General features: G+C 40.7%; 12 protein-coding genes and 1 pseudogene. 10 read left to right on the top strand and 3 right to left on the bottom strand.

The genetic code is table 11. The features are described 5' to 3' along the window. Nucleotides 1-6: 6 nt before the first annotated feature. Complete coding sequence (locus tag HWQ36_RS08620; RefSeq protein ID WP_292700665.1) at nt 7-1,158, top strand: glycosyltransferase family 2 protein; 1,152 nt, start codon at nt 7-9, stop codon at nt 1,156-1,158. Between the two features lie 298 nt (nt 1,159-1,456). Here the strand turns inward: HWQ36_RS08620 and HWQ36_RS08615 are convergent, their stop codons facing one another. Both HWQ36_RS08615 and HWQ36_RS08610 read right to left on the bottom strand, forming a co-directional pair. Beyond that, nucleotides 1,457-2,515: a hypothetical protein gene (locus HWQ36_RS08615; protein WP_292700662.1), complete on the bottom strand. Its 1,059-nt coding sequence runs from the start codon at nt 2,513-2,515 to the stop codon at nt 1,457-1,459. A gap of 86 nt (nt 2,516-2,601) precedes the next feature. Next, nucleotides 2,602-3,132, bottom strand: a complete 531-nt coding sequence (locus HWQ36_RS08610; protein ID WP_292700659.1) for a hypothetical protein — start codon at nt 3,130-3,132, stop codon at nt 2,602-2,604. Between the two features lie 542 nt (nt 3,133-3,674). On the opposite strand from HWQ36_RS08610, the pseudogene HWQ36_RS08605 reads away from it, so the two are divergent. From HWQ36_RS08605 to HWQ36_RS08590, 4 genes and pseudogenes are all read left to right on the top strand, one after another. Next, nucleotides 3,675-6,983 (top strand): annotated as a pseudogene (locus HWQ36_RS08605) (phycobilisome rod-core linker polypeptide); the annotation flags it as partial. Between the two features lie 383 nt (nt 6,984-7,366). Next, nucleotides 7,367-7,852 carry an allophycocyanin subunit alpha gene (gene apcA, locus HWQ36_RS08600; protein ID WP_012411145.1) on the top strand — a complete coding sequence of 162 codons (486 nt, stop codon included), beginning with the start codon at nt 7,367-7,369 and terminating at the stop codon, nt 7,850-7,852. Nucleotides 7,853-7,917: 65 nt separating this feature from the next. Beyond that, nucleotides 7,918-8,406 carry an allophycocyanin subunit beta gene (apcB, locus tag HWQ36_RS08595; RefSeq protein ID WP_069068902.1) on the top strand — a complete coding sequence of 163 codons (489 nt, stop codon included), beginning with the start codon at nt 7,918-7,920 and terminating at the stop codon, nt 8,404-8,406. Between the two features lie 212 nt (nt 8,407-8,618). After that, nucleotides 8,619-8,825: a phycobilisome linker polypeptide gene (locus HWQ36_RS08590; RefSeq protein ID WP_012411143.1), complete on the top strand. Its 207-nt coding sequence runs from the start codon at nt 8,619-8,621 to the stop codon at nt 8,823-8,825. Between the two features lie 266 nt (nt 8,826-9,091). Here the strand turns inward: HWQ36_RS08590 and HWQ36_RS08585 are convergent, their stop codons facing one another. After that, complete coding sequence (locus HWQ36_RS08585) at nt 9,092-10,114, bottom strand: hypothetical protein (RefSeq protein WP_292700648.1); 1,023 nt, start codon at nt 10,112-10,114, stop codon at nt 9,092-9,094. 490 nt (nt 10,115-10,604) lie between these two features. Between HWQ36_RS08585 and HWQ36_RS08580 the strand changes: the two genes are divergently transcribed. The 5 genes from HWQ36_RS08580 (at nt 10,605) to HWQ36_RS08560 (ending at nt 15,956) form a co-directional block, all read left to right on the top strand. Continuing rightward, entirely contained in the window at nt 10,605-11,375 is a 771-nt protein-coding gene (locus HWQ36_RS08580; RefSeq protein WP_292700645.1) for a class I SAM-dependent methyltransferase, read from the top strand. Beyond that, nucleotides 11,372-12,106, top strand: coding sequence for an iron-containing redox enzyme family protein (locus HWQ36_RS08575; protein ID WP_292700642.1), 735 nt, complete (start codon nt 11,372-11,374; stop codon nt 12,104-12,106). The genes HWQ36_RS08580 and HWQ36_RS08575 overlap by 4 nt, the downstream gene beginning before the upstream one ends. Nucleotides 12,107-12,410: 304 nt before the next feature. Then, nucleotides 12,411-12,962: a heme NO-binding domain-containing protein gene (locus HWQ36_RS08570; RefSeq protein WP_292700639.1), complete on the top strand. Its 552-nt coding sequence runs from the start codon at nt 12,411-12,413 to the stop codon at nt 12,960-12,962. Between the two features lie 10 nt (nt 12,963-12,972). Then, nucleotides 12,973-14,421, top strand: coding sequence for an ATP-binding protein (locus HWQ36_RS08565; RefSeq protein ID WP_292700636.1), 1,449 nt, complete (start codon nt 12,973-12,975; stop codon nt 14,419-14,421). Between the two features lie 332 nt (nt 14,422-14,753). Beyond that, nucleotides 14,754-15,956 carry an FtsW/RodA/SpoVE family cell cycle protein gene (locus tag HWQ36_RS08560; RefSeq protein ID WP_292700633.1) on the top strand — a complete coding sequence of 401 codons (1,203 nt, stop codon included), beginning with the start codon at nt 14,754-14,756 and terminating at the stop codon, nt 15,954-15,956. The last annotated feature ends 257 nt before the right edge of the window (nt 15,957-16,213 follow it).

Below are 16,213 nucleotides of genomic sequence, written 5' to 3'. Positions count from 1 at the left end.
TTCAATATGATAGCTAAATCTAATATGTTAGTTGAATCCCGATTCAAGACTTTTCCTTCTGTAACTGTAGCCATACCAACCTATAACGAGGTAAATTATATAGAAAACCTGGTTTTAGGTTTTTTAGAAACAAGTTATCCCAACCTAATCGAGATATTTGTAGCTGATGGTGGCAGCAATGATGGCACTCAAGAAATAGTGAAAAAAATATCAGATAAAGACGCACGAGTTAAATTAATACACAATCCTGAAAAAATCCAATCTGCTGGTCTTAATTTAATTTTGTCTGAATCTATAGGTGATGTTTTTATTAGAATTGATGCCCATTCGGATTATGCACCTGACTACATTGAAAAATGTATAGAGGCTTTGCTGAAATCAAAAGCTAGCAATGTTGGTGGAGCGCAACGTTTTGTTGCTGAAACTTCTTTCCAAGCTGGTGTTGCCCTTGCATCCAAAAGCTTTCTTGGTAATGGTGGAGCCAAATATAGAAATCCCAACTATACAGGTTATGCAGATACAGTTTATTTAGGGTGCTTTTGGAAAAAGAGTTTATTAGAGATAGAAGGCTATAATGTCGAAGCAAATTCTAATGAAGATACTGAATTAAACCTGAGATTAAAAAACGTATTTGACACAACGCAAATTACTAATCAAGATGCAGAATTAAATCAAAGATTAATTAATAACAAGAAACAAGCAATTTACATCGACTCCAAAATTTGCGTCTGGTACTACCCTCGAAAAAGCTGGAAGTCTTTGCTTATTCAATACTTTAAGTATGGCAGAGGTCGTTATTTAACAAGTACAAAACACAAAATACAATCGCAGCTGAGAGGTTTACTGCCTTTTGTATTTATATCTACTGTTATTTTACTGCTGATTGTTGATTTACTATTTCCTAAGCTGGGTTTGCCTATAGAATCATTAATTATAATAGGTTTAATTTTACCTTTTTTAGAGAGTCTCCGAGTTACTTTGGAATGCTCGAAAAACTTTGATTTGGAAATCTGGCGAGGTAGCGAAGATAAAGTTCCGTCATTCTTTAGCCGTTGGTTTTTGTGCGGAATTACTTTATTGAGTATGCCACTTGCTCACTTTTCTGGCTATAGCTATCAATTATTCCGTAATCAAGTTTTGCGAGTCAACAACTGGTAATTCATAGTTTACTAGACTTTATAGCTTTTCCTAATCAAATGAGGTACATCATAACCTTTATTTGGCTATCAATAAATGCATTCGATTCATGAAAGGATGTTTGAAAAGTATTAGGCGAATAGAATAGAGGCTCCGGCACGCTGACGCGCTAAGTGAAGCTATGCCGTTCGCGCAGCGTCTCTAAGAGTTGGCTTTACGCTACTACACAAACATTTGCGTATCTCGCAGAGAAGTCCACCTCCGTGTCCTCAGAGGTTAGGAGAGTAAAGGGGTCTTATATTTAATTAAGCCAATTAACTTATCCTATTTGATATACCCGAACCTCGTAAGGATTTAAAAGAGTACTGAAACTTGCATCAGGGGATAGGTTAGTAATAGTTTTTTTGTTAAAAGTAACTATTTTACCGGCTAACCTCTGAGTAAGTTTTAAGATGAGATTTATCTGAGTTGGATTGTGATTAACAGTTATCATCAAATATTTTTTAGTATTAGGAATAGGGAATAATTTAACTTGGATGTCTGAGTTGTTTACTTGTACTGGATTGCTCAAATCTTCTCCTTTAATGATTGCAGGAATGTACTCTTGTAGTTCTTTAATAGTCGGATACAAAACTGACTCATTCCAGGAATGTGAAGAGAGGTAGTGTGTCCAAAATAGCAGTCCATCAGCCCCTGCAAAGACTGATAAATAAAACATATAGCGAAATTCTACTTTTGTTGGCAGTCGTTTTTTGAACTGACTCTTGCTATAAGCCTGTAGTACGTTCCAAAATTTTTTGTTTTTAACGTTAGCTAGAGAAATGACTTTATAGAGTGCTTTTCGGTAAGATAATACCCATTCAAATTCTGGAACTCCTTCCTCGCAAGGATAACTATCCCACATCAGTATATCCATTCCATCGGCGTAAGATTCAATTTTTTTTATGTCAGCAAAAACTAAAGCAACTGGCTTTGATTTATCTTCTTGCTTAATAGCTTGGTATACCTTTTTTAATAAATCTGGAGAGAGTGGTGTAGGTTTTTTAATCTCTGGTTCATCATAAAGATACCAACCATAAACGGAAGGATGATTTTTATAAGTACGAATAAAGTCTTTTACCCCTAAGATATTTTCTGATTCAACTAGGGGACGATAAATCTCTAATAAAACTTTTACTCCTACTTTCTTAGAAGCATCCAAAAATGCTTGAATTTTTCCCTTATCTGCTTCTCCTACATAAGGTATTAATAGATTAATTCCTTTAGAAGATACTTGAGTGGAAACATCAATATTGTAAATGTGGTCATACCAGCCTAAGAAGAAAGGTAGATTTCGTTTACGCTTAATGGTTAAATATTTTTTGGTATCGGAACTCAAAAGTATGCTGCTAGTACTACCTACTACGAAACCAGGAATCAAGCAGATAAATTTACGTCGCTTTATCATCATAAAATATCAACTAATCAAAGGTCGCATTGATTAGTTTGGCAATATTTTGCACTATCTATAAACTCTTGCAACTTATTCAAAGGAATTATCTGCAATGATGACCCACCTTGTACCGCCGCCGTGATGTAAGCAAACTTTTGCCCACTATAAAATTGGTCACGTCCAACTTTGGTGACATACCGAGACTTCTGGAAGTCATTAGCAATATTAGAATTATAAATATTTTGTAACAGTTTCACCGCTTTGGTATTTTTTGTGGTGAATTTGATACTTGAGTCACCACTCACAGTTATTCCTTCTTTAATCACTGTCCCATTTTCTTGGGTGACATCAGCATAAAAGTATAAATTTCCTTTTCTACCCTCGTAGCCGTGGGCTTCGCTGTTGTATCTCAGAGTTGGTAGTTGAGGCCTGGTCTTTGCCCACTTCACAACGCTGCTGATGTTTTGTTCTGGAAGCGCATTTGCAGGAGTGACGGCTAAAATAACTGCGATCGCAGACAGGGTAACATTGAATAAATAGTTGAATTTAGAACTTTTGTGCATAGTATTTTCCCGTTAAAGAATACTGATAGCTAAAGCTAAAAAACACCGCAATTTGAGAATTATTTCCAGGGCGGCGCTATTTAGGAATATTCAGTCATTAGTAGCAAAAACAACTTAACATCGACTAATGACTCCTGTCCACCGATCATTGCTGAAGGAAATTTGGTTTCAACTAAGATTTTGTAACAGTTGCAATAATCGTAAAATGGATACTGCCACAAACATCAAAATAAAGGTTTTCGCAATCAGTAGACCATGCCTAGCCTATTTCTGAGTTACAAAACTTAGATTTGATCTCAGCCAAACAAGAGTATGTACTCTTGAGACTGGATGTATCTAAGCTACAGGTTCTACACACTTCTTAATAAACCAGCCTTGAGAACGCAAAACGTTCTAATCTAAAAGCTAACTGGGTTAATTTACTGGCAGTTTTGCAGGCAATACTCTCAAGCTCATGAAGCACAGAGACACCGATGTGTCAAGCCTCAAAGCGAACCAGATTTAACATATATAACGATTATGATGGGAGTTTTACAAATCCGATGAGTGTTAAAGCGAGTGGTGGAACCTCAGTTGCACGTCCGCAACTATATCAAACCCTAGCTGTAGCGACAATTACCCAAGCCGAGCAGCAAGACCGCTTTTTGGGAAGTGGTGAACTAAATGAACTGGCAAGTTATTTTGCATCTGGTGCAAAGCGTTTAGAAATTTCCCAGACGCTTACGGATAATGCCGAGATTATTGTGTCTCGCGCTGCCAACCGGATTTTTGTCGGTGGTTCGCCAATGGCTTTTTTAGAAAAGCCCAGAGAAGCAGAACTAATAACTGCTGGTGTTGGTGGTGCTAATGTTCAGCAAGGGATGCAACTAGGAACTGTAACCTACGTTGAAAGTCGTGGTGGGTTCCTAGAAAATTTACGATCAATATTTAACTCATCCCCCAGCGGCCCGGTACCCGCAGGTTTCAGACCAATTAACATTGCTCGTTATGGCCCCAGCAACATGGCCAAGAGCTTGCGGGATTTATCCTGGTTCTTGCGCTACGCTACTTATGCGATCGTTGCTGGCGACCCCAACATCATAGCGGTGAACACACGGGGTTTGCGGGAAATAATTGAAAATGCCTGCTCTGGTGAAGCAACGCTGGTAGCTTTGCAAGAAATCAAAGCCGGAGCACTTTCCTTTTTTCGCAAGGATGCTGAGGCTACAGAAATTGTGTCTCAGTACATGGATGTTTTGTTAACAGAATTCAAAGCAGCCACACCTTCAAATAAAGTCCGTCAACGTCCCTCTAGCGACCAGCAAGGGTTGCAACTGCCGCAAATTTACTTTAATGCAGCAGAACGCCGTCCCAAGTTTGTGATGAAAACTGGGTTATCAAGTAGCGAAAAAAATGAGGTAATCAAAGCGGCATATCGGCAAATTTTTGAGCGCGACATTACCCGTGCTTATAGCTTGTCCATATCTGACTTAGAATCCAAGGTGAAAAATGGCGACATCTCCGTGAAGGAGTTTGTTCGTCGTTTAGCTAAATCTCCCCTTTACCAAAAACAGTTTTACCAGCCTTTTATTAACAGCCGAGTCGTCGAACTTGCTTTCCGTCACATTCTGGGACGGGGCCCAAGTAGCCGGGAAGAAGTACAAAAATACTTCTCGATTATTTCTAATGGTGGTCTGGCAGCCTTGGTAGATGCCTTAGTAGATTCTGCTGAATACAGCGACTATTTTGGTGAAGAAACAGTACCTTACCTCCGGGGTCTGGGTCAAGAAGCACAAGAATGTCGCAACTGGGGGCCGCAGCAAGACCTGTTTAACTACAGTGCGCCTTTCCGCAAAATACCTCAGTTTATCACCACATTTGCTGCTTACGAACAGCCGCTACCAGACCAACATCCTTACGGTTCTGGTAATGACCCCTTGGAAATTCAGTTTGGGGCGATTTTCCCGAAAGAAACTCGCAACCCCAGCACCCGTCCGGCTCCTTTTGGCAAAGATACCAAACGCATCCTGATTCACCAAGGGGCAGGGATTAATAACCAAAATAGTAATCCCAAAGCGCGGGGTGAAGCTCCTGGTACTCTTGGCCCCAAAGTGTTCAAATTAGATCAACTGCCTGGTACTAGAGGTAAAAAGGCTGCCAAAAATTCTAGCGTCAGATTCTCCGAAAGCTCAACGCAAGCTGTGATTAGAGCTGCTTATCTGCAAGTTTTTGGTCGCGATCTTTACGAAGGTCAGCGCCCGAAGGTATTAGAAATTAAGCTGGAAAACGGCGATATCTCTCTACGTGAGTTTATCCGTGCTTTGGCTAAGTCTGATGTATTCCGCAATCTGTACTGGTCATCGCTCTATGTTTGTAAAGCGATCGAGTATATTCACCGCCGCTTGTTGGGTCGTCCGACTTATGGCCGTCAAGAAATCAACAAGTACTTTGATATCGCTTCAAAACAAGGCTTTTACGCGGTAATTGATGCCATCATTAACAGCGTAGAATACAGCGAAGCGTTTGGTGAAGATACAATTCCTTACGAACGGTATCTGACTCCTGGTGGTGTATCAGGGCGGCAATTGCGCGTTGGTAGCATTCGTGAAGATGTTGCGGCAAAAGTTCAGAAGGAAGTAACACCGAGCTTTGTGACATTAGGTACAGTCACAGAAAAACGGTCAGAACCAGATATTCAGTTCCGCATTAACCAAGGTGTTAGCAAGCAACGCGAACAAACCAAAATCTTCAAACTGGTATCCAATACCAGTGACAAAGTTGCAGTAAAAACCTTGATTAGCGCTGCCTATCGTCAGATTTTTGAGCGCGATATTGCACCCTACATTGCCAAAAATGAATTTACGGCGTGGGAAAGCAAGCTGGGGAACGGCGAAATCAGTGTGAAGGAATTTATTCAAGGTTTGGGTTACTCTAACCTCTACCTGAAAGAATTCTACACACCCTACCCCAACACCAAAGTGATTGAGTTGGGAACCAAACACTTCTTAGGACGTGCGCCATTAGACCAAGCAGAAATCCGTAAGTATAACCAGATATTGGCTACTCAAGGGATTCGTGCCTTTATTGGGGCTTTGGTAGATAGTGTGGAATATAACCAGGTATTTGGTGAAGATACGGTTCCTTACCGTCGCTTCCCGACCCTACCTGCGGCAAACTTCCCGAATACCGAGAAGCTGTACAACCAGCTGACCAAGCAAAATGATGACGTAGTTGTGCCTAGCTTTAAACCCGTGCAATCGCGTGTAGGAGCTAGTAACGATACGCCACTTTTGACGCAGGCGATCGCAGATATAGCAGCCCAAACAAACGGTATCAACAAGAGTAAGCCCGCTTTTGCTGAACTGGGTCGTTCTTACAAAGATGGTAACGGACAACCCGTAGAACTGGGTGTGCGGAAACATGCACGCATTTACCGTCTAACAGAAAGCGCAAACCAAGCCGAAACACAACAGGCAATCAACGCTATTTACTGTCAGGTATTGGATGTATTTAGCGCTGAAGTGCCTGAAAATTTCCGCCGTACTGACCTAGACAGCAAACTCCAGAATGGTGAAATTTCCGTACGGCAGTTTGTGCGTGAACTAGCTAGTTCTGAAATCTATCGTCAGCGCTTCTTGTCACCTTATCCTCATGCCAAGGTGGTTGAGTTCCTTTTCCGTCACCTGTTGGGGCGTACACCCACAACTCAGGAAGAAATTCGCCAGTATAACCAGCTGCTAGCTGATAGTGGTTTGTCGGCTGCTGTAGAAGCAATAGTCGAAAGCCCAGAATATAGCCGCTACTTCGGTGAACATGTTGTGCCTTACAACCGCTTCCCATCTCTGCCAGCAGGTAACTACCTCGGCAGTGTAGCGACTGATTAGGGAATAGGGAATAGGGAATAGGGTACAGATTATTTCCTGTCCCCTTTTACCTGTCCCCTCTCCCGTTCGTAACCTTTCGTAATATCGCTCTCAGATTACAGCTAAAACAGGAAATTCTGAAAGATAATATTACAAAGTGTTAAGAGCAGTCATAAATGCTCAACAGAATGCCGGAAAATGTTTTGCGGAAGGTAACTGAGTTTAAAAGCTTGTGTACTTGTGTGGACTCAAGAAAACTCGTAATTTATAAGCCGTAGCAGTTATTAAACTGTTGTATCTAAAAGAACGAGAAAATAAACTCAGTAAACCAAATTTAAAGTCGCACCAGTTTAATCAAATCCTGGTTTCATTTGTATTGGAGGAATCCATTAATGAGTATTGTCACGAAAGCTATCGTGAATGCTGATGCAGAAGCTCGCTATCTCAGCCCTGGTGAATTGGATCGGATCAAATCCTTTGTTGCCAGTGGTGAACGCCGTGTGCGGATTGCTCAAATCTTGACAGAAAATCGTGAACGGCTGGTTAAGCAAGCTGGCGATCAACTGTTCCAAAAGCGTCCTGATGTTGTATCTCCTGGTGGTAACGCTTACGGTCAAGAATTGACTGCTACTTGCCTGCGTGACCTAGATTACTACCTCCGCCTCGTTACCTACGGTATCGTTGCTGGTGATGTTACCCCCATCGAAGAAATTGGCGTTATCGGTGCCCGTGAACTGTACAAGTCCTTGGGAACTCCTATTGATGGTGTTGCTGAAGGTATCCGTGGGCTGAAGAATGTAGCTACTACATTGCTGTCTGGTGATGATGCTTCTGAAGCTGGTACCTACTTCGACTACCTAGTTGGTGCCCTGCTATAGGGTGATGCTGTTTCCCTGCCGAAACAGAAGTATTGCAATACGGTTGGAAATAAGGAATTAACAACATGGCTCAAGACGCAATTACCGCTGTCATTAACTCCGCAGATGTTCAAGGTAAATACTTAGACAGCTCTGCTTTAGAAAAACTAAAAGGCTACTTCGCCACTGGCGAACTGCGGGTACGTGCTGCTAGCACCATCAGCGCTAACGCTGCTGCGATCGTCAAAGAAGCTGTAGCAAAATCTTTGCTATACTCTGACATCACCCGTCCAGGCGGCAACATGTACACCACCCGCCGCTATGCTGCTTGCATCCGTGATTTGGACTACTACCTCCGCTATGCCACCTACGCGATGTTAGCTGGCGATCCTTCCATTTTGGATGAGCGTGTATTAAATGGCTTGAAGGAAACCTACAACTCTTTAGGAGTTCCCGTTGGTGCTACCGTCCAAGCTATCCAAGCAATCAAGGAAGTAACTGCTAGCTTGGTTGGTTCTGACGCTGGTAAGGAAATGGGCGTTTACTTAGACTATATCTCTTCTGGCTTAAGCTAAGAGCTAGTTTGCGCTTAAGAATTTAGGTGCGGCTTTATTAAGGTCTGGAAATCAACCGTGAGTGCTAGAACGTTATATTGCTTATCTTGGTAAATTATCAGTGGTGAGTGTTGGTGGTCTAGTATTGATGTTTGATTTCCAGCCTTGGAATGATTAAAAGATTTGCACTCAAGATTTTGAGATAAAAAAAGTTTTCAGGAGATTTTCAAAATATGTCCCGTTTGTTTAAAATTACTGCTCTAGTTCCCAGCCAAACCCGAATTCGTACCCAACGCGAACTGCAAAATACCTACTTCACTAAGCTAGTTCCTTATGAGAACTGGTTCCGTGAACAGCAACGTATTCAAAAAGCAGGCGGTAAAATTATCAAAGTGGAACTGGCAACTGGTAAACAAGGCGCTAATACTGGCTTGTCGTAGTTCTGTAAATAGAATATTATTTTAGGGAATTGGTAAGAGGTCGGAAAAGACCTCTTTTTTCTTGATAATACTTGATAAGTTTAGTAGATAGCTATCTTCCAAAGGAATATCAAGACTCACAACCTTTTTGACAATAGATGGAAAACTTCTATTTCGGAAAATTAGACTATCGCAAAGTTTATGAATCTAGGTCTATGGGTGATAAAAATTGATAAAGAGGTCTGATACCAGACCTCTTTATTTTTTGTTACTTCTATTTCTGAAAGTTAAGAGTTGAACATTTCTACAAGACGATACCCGCGAGTATATAGCGGAACTGGAGCGCCAGAATTCTGTTTTTTCCTTGCTTGTTCACAACTTTCATCAAACACAATTAGCGTTTCCTTACCAACTTTCAGCCAGTCTTCATAGGGCACGCTCATATCTTCTTCAACACCACCAATACTAGGTGCTACCATTGCCCGGTAAGCTTCATTGAATTTCCTACGAAACCGGAAATCTACAGAAATTCTTAGACCTTCAGTTTTCCTTCTTACTGTTTGGTGCAATCCACGGGCATCATTAAAGTACATCGTGCCATGTTGTAGTTGTGCTTCTGTATAGGAGACAACCATTGGAACATCCCGACCTTCATCGAAGTCTGACATCACTTGCATAGACTGTAGTTCCATCTCGCGGGGCATCTCACCTGCTTCAATAGTTATATTATCGATGTCGCCAAATAGTGGCAGAACTACTACAGTTGCATCAGCAGCAACACCTGCCCAGACATCGCTATGGCACTTTGAGCTAGCGAAGGGTAAACTCAATTTTTTTGCGTCAGTCTTACCGTAGACCATGCGGAGATTGACTGGTAAATCTACTGCATCAATCAGGTCATTTGCTCCTAGTTGGTAGAAAGCCTCAGCTACACTCTTCTGAAAAAGGTTAAATGCTAGGGTATGTTCTCGCTTAGGCATCAACAGACCAGTGCCGGTGTAGTTCGGTAATGTATTTCTTGCTTCCAATAGTCGTTCAAGCATTTCAGCTTCTGAAAGAATGATATGACTATTCAGACATGCCGAAATATAACCAGCAGCAGCAATGCGGATCTGCTGGAACAACTCAGGCTTTAATGTGTGTTCAAACAGTAATCGGTACTGTCGCCTTGTAGCAATTTTATCAGCAAGCTCATCGAAGAGTCGATCGCCAAGTTGAGAAAATGCGTAGGCGTAGCCCGTCGTAGACATCGTCCGGTCATATTGTACGCGATCGCACTCTGGTGATTCTGCTAATAGTTCTTCTAACATGATCTCTTCCAAGGTTATTCTAAATTATTTAAATCACTCATACATCCAAAGTCATTTCGTTTTAAAAACGAATCTGACTATTACAACTTAACAAGATTATTCTCTTTATACTTCGTAAAATATACTGTTTACTTTCTATTGTTTATCTTGATTTAAAGAGTTAATTTTAACTACATTAGTAAAGCCTATGTAAAGTTAAAGTTTAAACCTCAAAATATTTATGTGTAAAGTTGCTATTAACTAAGTATCTCATAAATTTCATAAAGCCTGGCTAGATTAATTTATTTATATTTGAAGAAATTAAAAAGTTGAGAATATTTCAATTGGGCGCTACCTTGAGACTATACTTTTTAAACACAAAATTAACAAACAAATAAAAATCAGTAAAATCAACATTAGCATTAAATCAGGTAAATGTTACAACATAAATAGTATTAAATACAGCATTGATTAAACCCAGTACAACTCTAATGTAAATAAATAGTTAAAAATGTCAAATGTGAATCACACAAACTCAACTAAAAACTTATATAATCGCACAGCATCAGACTGGATTAGAGGAGAACCTAGTTCTCTCTCAGACTTTACAGCACGTCCTTTTGTACTAGAGCTTTGTGAGCCTGTTGGCGGGTTGCGAGTACTTGATATAGGTTGCGGAGAAGGTTATTGCAGTCGAGAATTACGCCGGCGTGGTGCTGCACAAGTACATGGAATAGACCTTTCCCAAGGCATGATTGAAGCCGCCAAGTTGCAAGAAGCAGAAGATGTTTTGGGTATTAGCTATGAAGTAGGATGTGCTACCAATCTCAAGCAGTTTGATGATGGTGAAATTGACTTAGTTGTTGCAGTATTTCTATTTAACTATTTGACAATTTCTCAAACCCAAGAATGCATGGCAGAAGTTGTACGTATTCTTCGTCCGGGCGGTCGATTTGTATTTAGCGTTCCCCATCCATCTTTTCCATATATGCGGGAGGCATCATATCCGTTTTATTTTCAAGTGGAGGGTGCAGGCTACTTCAGCAAGCGAGATCAGCAGTTTCCTGGTCGTATTTGGAAACGAGACGGCTCCTGGTTAAATGTCCAATTGATTCACAAAACTCTTGAGGATTACTTTAATGCCCTTAGAATTGCTGGCTTTAATACCATGCCAATTTTACAGGAATTGCGCGTAACTCCAGAACATATCGCAGTAGACCAATCATTTTTTAGTCCCTTACTTGACCAACCACTCCATATAGCCCTACAAATATCACGATGACACAGACATCTTCTTTAGTGAGAAATTCCTTCCGTGCTATAACGCTTAATCATCCTTTATGGAATCATGAGTTCTTAATGCGTTGTCGGGCTGGAAATTTATTTTTACCAGACGTACAGATACTAGCTGTTCAGATGTACAAATTCTCCAAAGAATTTAATCGGATCTTGGCTAGCATCTTATCTTGTTGCGAAGATGAAAGTAGTCAGTTAGTCATTTTAGAAAACCTATTTGACGAAATGGGACAAGGAGACATAACTCAGTCCCACCCAGAATTGTTTCGTCAATTTACCCGCGCACTTGGTATGGACGACGAAACTTTGGCAGCACTACCTACTGCACCTGAAACTCGTGCCCTTATTGAAACCTACTTACAGATGCCACATAAATATGGCTACTTAGCTGCACTGGGTGCTGTCTGTTATGCTTCCGAAGGGATTGTTAGCTCACTGTATACCCAACTATATAAAGGAATTATCGGTGCTGCTCCCTTACCCAAAGAAGCCCTGATCTTTTTTGAAGTTCATATTGATGTAGATGATAGTCATGCAGCAAAGCTATCAGAAGTGATTGAACCTCGAATCACCATGAATGAGGAGGATATCAAGGTAAAACTGGCTATTGTAGAAGCTATGGATGCCCGTGTCCAATTTTTTAACGGAATTCAGCGTCAAATCTCTAAATACAGCTTGTATCCTGATTCATGGGTGCATTTTGATGCATTGCTGTAGTATTCTATCAAGTTTAAATTGATGGGTAAACAAGTTTGTAGTAAGCACTAAAGTCCTTACTACAAATCCTCAAAACTAGCTGGGTAAAAGGAATAAGTGAAAATACGGTTGTAATCACGAGTATTTGTAGCATTAAAATACAAACAGTTTTACTTATTTTTTGGGATTTTGAATCTGTAATAAAACATTTTCAAAGTTTAACTCCAGAAAACTTTGTCATTTAAATAACCTTTTTAAGAAATTAGTTGTCGAGTCTTGGGCAAATTCACAAAGCAAAATTAGGTGCAGTCATGAGGAGGCTTCCATGTACGGATTAGTGAACAAGGCGATTCAAGACATGGTGTGCAGTCGCTTTGGCGAGGAGACTTGGAAACAAATTAAGCACAAAGCAGAGGTGGACGTAGATGTTTTCCTCAGTATGGAAGGCTATCCCGATGACATGACCCACAAGCTAGTAAAAGCTGCTAGTGTCGTTCTAAGTTTATCTCCCAAACAGATTATGCAAGCCTTTGGGGAATTCTGGGTTCAGTACACAGCCCAAGAAGGCTATGGCGAAATGATGGATATGAGTGGAGATACACTACCTGAGTTTTTAGAAAACCTCGACAATCTTCATGCTCGTGTAGGAGTTAGTTTTCCCCAACTCCAGCCTCCATCATTTGAGTGTACTGATATGGAGGAAAATTCTCTGAGCTTACACTATCGTTCTGATAGAGAAGGGCTGACTCCAATGGTTGTTGGTCTAATCAAAGGATTGGGAACAAGGTTTGATACAGAAGTTCATATTACCCAAACCCAGAATCGGGATGAAGGTGCTGAACATGATGAATTTTTAGTGATTTATAAACCAAATTGAGTGCAGCAGCATGGCTCCTCCTCACCTTACGCTTTCACCAGAGTTATTGGCGAAAGCTTTTCCCTTCCACTTCGCATTTAGCCGTAACCGTGAAATTGTACAAACTGGTGATGTCTTGGGGCGCATTAGTCCTGAGCCATTAGTTGGTAAATTGATTGAGCAGCATTTTCAAATCAATCGTCCAAAAATTGTGGTCGATTTTGATACTATTTGTAAACAGTCTCGTGCCCTATTCATTTTAGAGTTTCTCCACAATGGAATGCAGCTCAAGGGTCAGATGATGTATCAACCAGAAGAGGAGGTAATATTTTTTTTAGGTTCACCCTGGATTACAAATACAACTAGCCTGACTCCTTTGGGTATAAAACTCAAAGACTTTGCGATTCACGACCCAATTGTTGATTTCTTGTTTCTGCTGCAAGCTCAGAACACTGCTTTGGCTGATGCCAAAAACTTAACAAGCGAACTGAAACAACAAAGAGCACAACTACGGAGTGCGCTGCAAATCAAGGAGAACCTAGCGGAAATTGCTGAGGCTCAAGCTAAAAGATTGGAAAAATCCCTCCGGGAGCTACAGCAAACTCAAGCCCAATTAGTTCAGGCTGAGAAAATGTCCAGTCTGGGACAGTTGGTTGCAGGAGTTGCTCACGAAATTAACAACCCCGTTAACTTTATTTACGGGAATTTAAAATATACAAAAGATTATACACAGTGTTTACTGAAGCTTATATATCTTTACCAGCAATTTTATGCCAATCCTGTGCCAGAAATTAAAGAGTACATTGAGGAAATTGAGTTAGATTTTTTACTAGATGATTTGCCAAACATTCTAGATTCGATGCAAGTAGGAGCCGAAAGGATCTCTGAAATTGTCTTGTCTCTACGGAACTTCTCTCGTCTTGATGAAGCAGGGATGAAAAAGGTTGATATTCACCACGGACTAGATAGTACTTTGCTGATTTTACAGAATCGATTTAAGAATAGCGTGGATCATCCTGGGATCAAAGTAGTTAAAAATTATGGCAACTTGCCTTTGGTAGATTGCTACGCCGGGCAACTCAATCAAGTGTTCATGAATATTATCAGTAATGCCATCGATGCACTCGAAAGCCATAACGATAAACGCGCGATCGCAGAAATTCATGCTAATTCTAATAAAATTACAATTACTACAGAAGTCATTGAAACGAGCTGTGTTATCCGAATTGCTGATAATGGTTCAGGAATGACAGAAGTAGTCAAGGAACGACTGTTTGATCCATTTTTCACAACTAAGCCTGTAGGTAAGGGTACAGGATTAGGTTTATCAATTAGCTATCAGATTGTAGTTGAAAAACATAGGGGAACACTGAAATGTGTATCAGAACCTGGACAGGGAACTGAGTTCTGGATTGAAATTCCCCTCTCTATAGACACACAAGCAGTTAATTGCGTCAAATCGTTGAGTTATGTTTTATGAATTATGAGAATTCAGAAATGCTTGCAGTGAGGGAGAGGGACTAACCATTTTCTTTTTTTGACTCTCTAAATTCTCAATTATTTTTAAAACTACTGCGTTTAATGTATAAAATATTTTTTTAGCTGCGGTGTAGAGATGGTACGCATAGCTTGCTTTGTTGTAAGGGTACGCCAAGCATAGCCAACGCAATTTGTCAAAAATATTTAACTAACCGTGTATTGAAGTTAAAAACTCTAAGATTTATAGTTTTAAAGACTACTTATGAGTTATAAGTTATGATTTATGAGTTTTATTTCTAACTCCTAATTCCTAACTTTTTACCTGTACTGCTCGTGAATCTACGCCGCCTGATTCCAATTTTTGATAGTTCAGTTTCCAACTGGGCACTAGAAGCGCGGTTGTTGCGCTGGTTAACGTTGATTTGGCTGTTTGTCGGCTTGATAATGCTATTTTCAGCATCCTATCCCGTCGCTGACGCGCGTCAGGGTGATGGATTGTACTACTTTAAGCGTCAACTACTGTGGGTCTTCGTTTCTTTAATCGGATTCAATATTATTGTTAATTTGCCGTTGCAGAAAATTTTGGGAGTATCCCATTGGTTTTTGTTGCTGTTTTTGGCGTTAATTTTTGTCACACTGATCCCAGGATTGGGAAAAAAGGCTTTTGATGCAGCCCGTTGGATTGCCATCGGGCCAATTCCGATTCAACCTTCAGAATTAATTAAACCCTTTTTGGTGCTACAAAGTGCGCGGCTTTTTGGTCAATGGGAACGTATCAGCTGGCGGGTTCGCTTTGCTTGGTTGGGTATTTTCGGTTTGGTACTTTTAGGAATTCTTGCCCAGCCCAACTTAAGTACAACAGCACTTTGCGGCATGACTATTTGGCTAATTGCTCTAGCAGCTGGTTTACCTTACAAGTACTTGGGAGGAACAGCAATTGGCGGAGTAATGTTGGCAATACTCAGTATTAGCATAAAAGAGTATCAGCGTAAGCGGGTGATGTCATTCCTCAATCCTTGGGCGGATGCTACAGGAGATGGCTACCAGTTGGTGCAAAGTCTACTAGCTGTGGGTTCTGGTAGAACTTGGGGAGCCGGATTTGGGCTTTCTCAACAAAAGCTGTTTTATTTACCGATTCAGGATACCGATTTTATTTTTGCCGTGTTCGCTGAGGAGTTTGGCTTTGTTGGGAGTATGGTGTTGTTGGCACTTTTAGCTACATTCGCCACTCTCGGATTAATTGTGGCGCTGAAGGCTAAAAATATAGTACATCGATTGGTAGCGATCGGCGTGACGATTGTGATGGTAGGACAATCACTCCTCCATATTGGTGTGGCTACAGGTTCTCTACCAACTACAGGCTTACCTTTGCCCATGTTTAGTTATGGTGGTAATTCCATGATTGCTAGCTTAATAGCTGCTGGGTTGCTGATTCGAGTAGCACGCGAGAGTAATGAAGCGGAGGTAGTACCATTGCGAAAACCCCTGTTTCAAAATGGGCGAAGACATAGGGGTTTTCAGAAAAATAAGAATTAAGCTATTAAGAGTCCGCGAGTTAGAGCTGGGAGTCGTCACTTCCGTCGAACTACTAGGAAACTAGATTGTTTCTCTTAAGACATGACGAATGCTGTTCGTTGGAAGCTCACGTAGGGTTAGTGAGGATCAAGCGCCTTAATCCAAATGTATTGGCTCATAAGTATTTGTAACAATTTAGACATAAATTATTGACAATGAAAACACTGTAGGAATATGCTACCCTCAGAGTGTTTTTACATATCTTAAACAATATTTCA

This window comes from Nostoc sp. NMS2, assembly GCF_017115105.1.
In the GTDB taxonomy this organism is placed as follows: domain Bacteria; phylum Cyanobacteriota; class Cyanobacteriia; order Cyanobacteriales; family Nostocaceae; genus Nostoc.
Note: the sequence above shows the minus strand (reverse complement) of the source record. Positions and strands in the feature narration are given on the sequence as shown.

Bases quoted from the DNA above. Each gene is read 5' to 3' on its own strand.
- HWQ36_RS08570 (WP_292700639.1), top strand. From the start codon at position 12,411: ATGTACGGATTAGTGAACAAGGCGATTCAAGACATGGTGTGCAGTCGC.
- HWQ36_RS08590 (WP_012411143.1), top strand. From the start codon at position 8,619: ATGTCCCGTTTGTTTAAAATTACTGCTCTAGTTCCCAGCCAAACCCGA.
- HWQ36_RS08620 (WP_292700665.1), top strand. From the start codon at position 7: ATGATAGCTAAATCTAATATGTTAGTTGAATCCCGATTCAAGACTTTT.
- apcA (WP_012411145.1), top strand. From the start codon at position 7,367: ATGAGTATTGTCACGAAAGCTATCGTGAATGCTGATGCAGAAGCTCGC.
- HWQ36_RS08580 (WP_292700645.1), top strand. From the start codon at position 10,605: ATGTCAAATGTGAATCACACAAACTCAACTAAAAACTTATATAATCGC.
- HWQ36_RS08565 (WP_292700636.1), top strand. From the start codon at position 12,973: ATGGCTCCTCCTCACCTTACGCTTTCACCAGAGTTATTGGCGAAAGCT.
- apcB (WP_069068902.1), top strand. From the start codon at position 7,918: ATGGCTCAAGACGCAATTACCGCTGTCATTAACTCCGCAGATGTTCAA.
- HWQ36_RS08610 (WP_292700659.1), bottom strand. From the start codon at position 3,132: ATGCACAAAAGTTCTAAATTCAACTATTTATTCAATGTTACCCTGTCT.
- HWQ36_RS08575 (WP_292700642.1), top strand. From the start codon at position 11,372: ATGACACAGACATCTTCTTTAGTGAGAAATTCCTTCCGTGCTATAACG.
- HWQ36_RS08585 (WP_292700648.1), bottom strand. From the start codon at position 10,114: ATGTTAGAAGAACTATTAGCAGAATCACCAGAGTGCGATCGCGTACAA.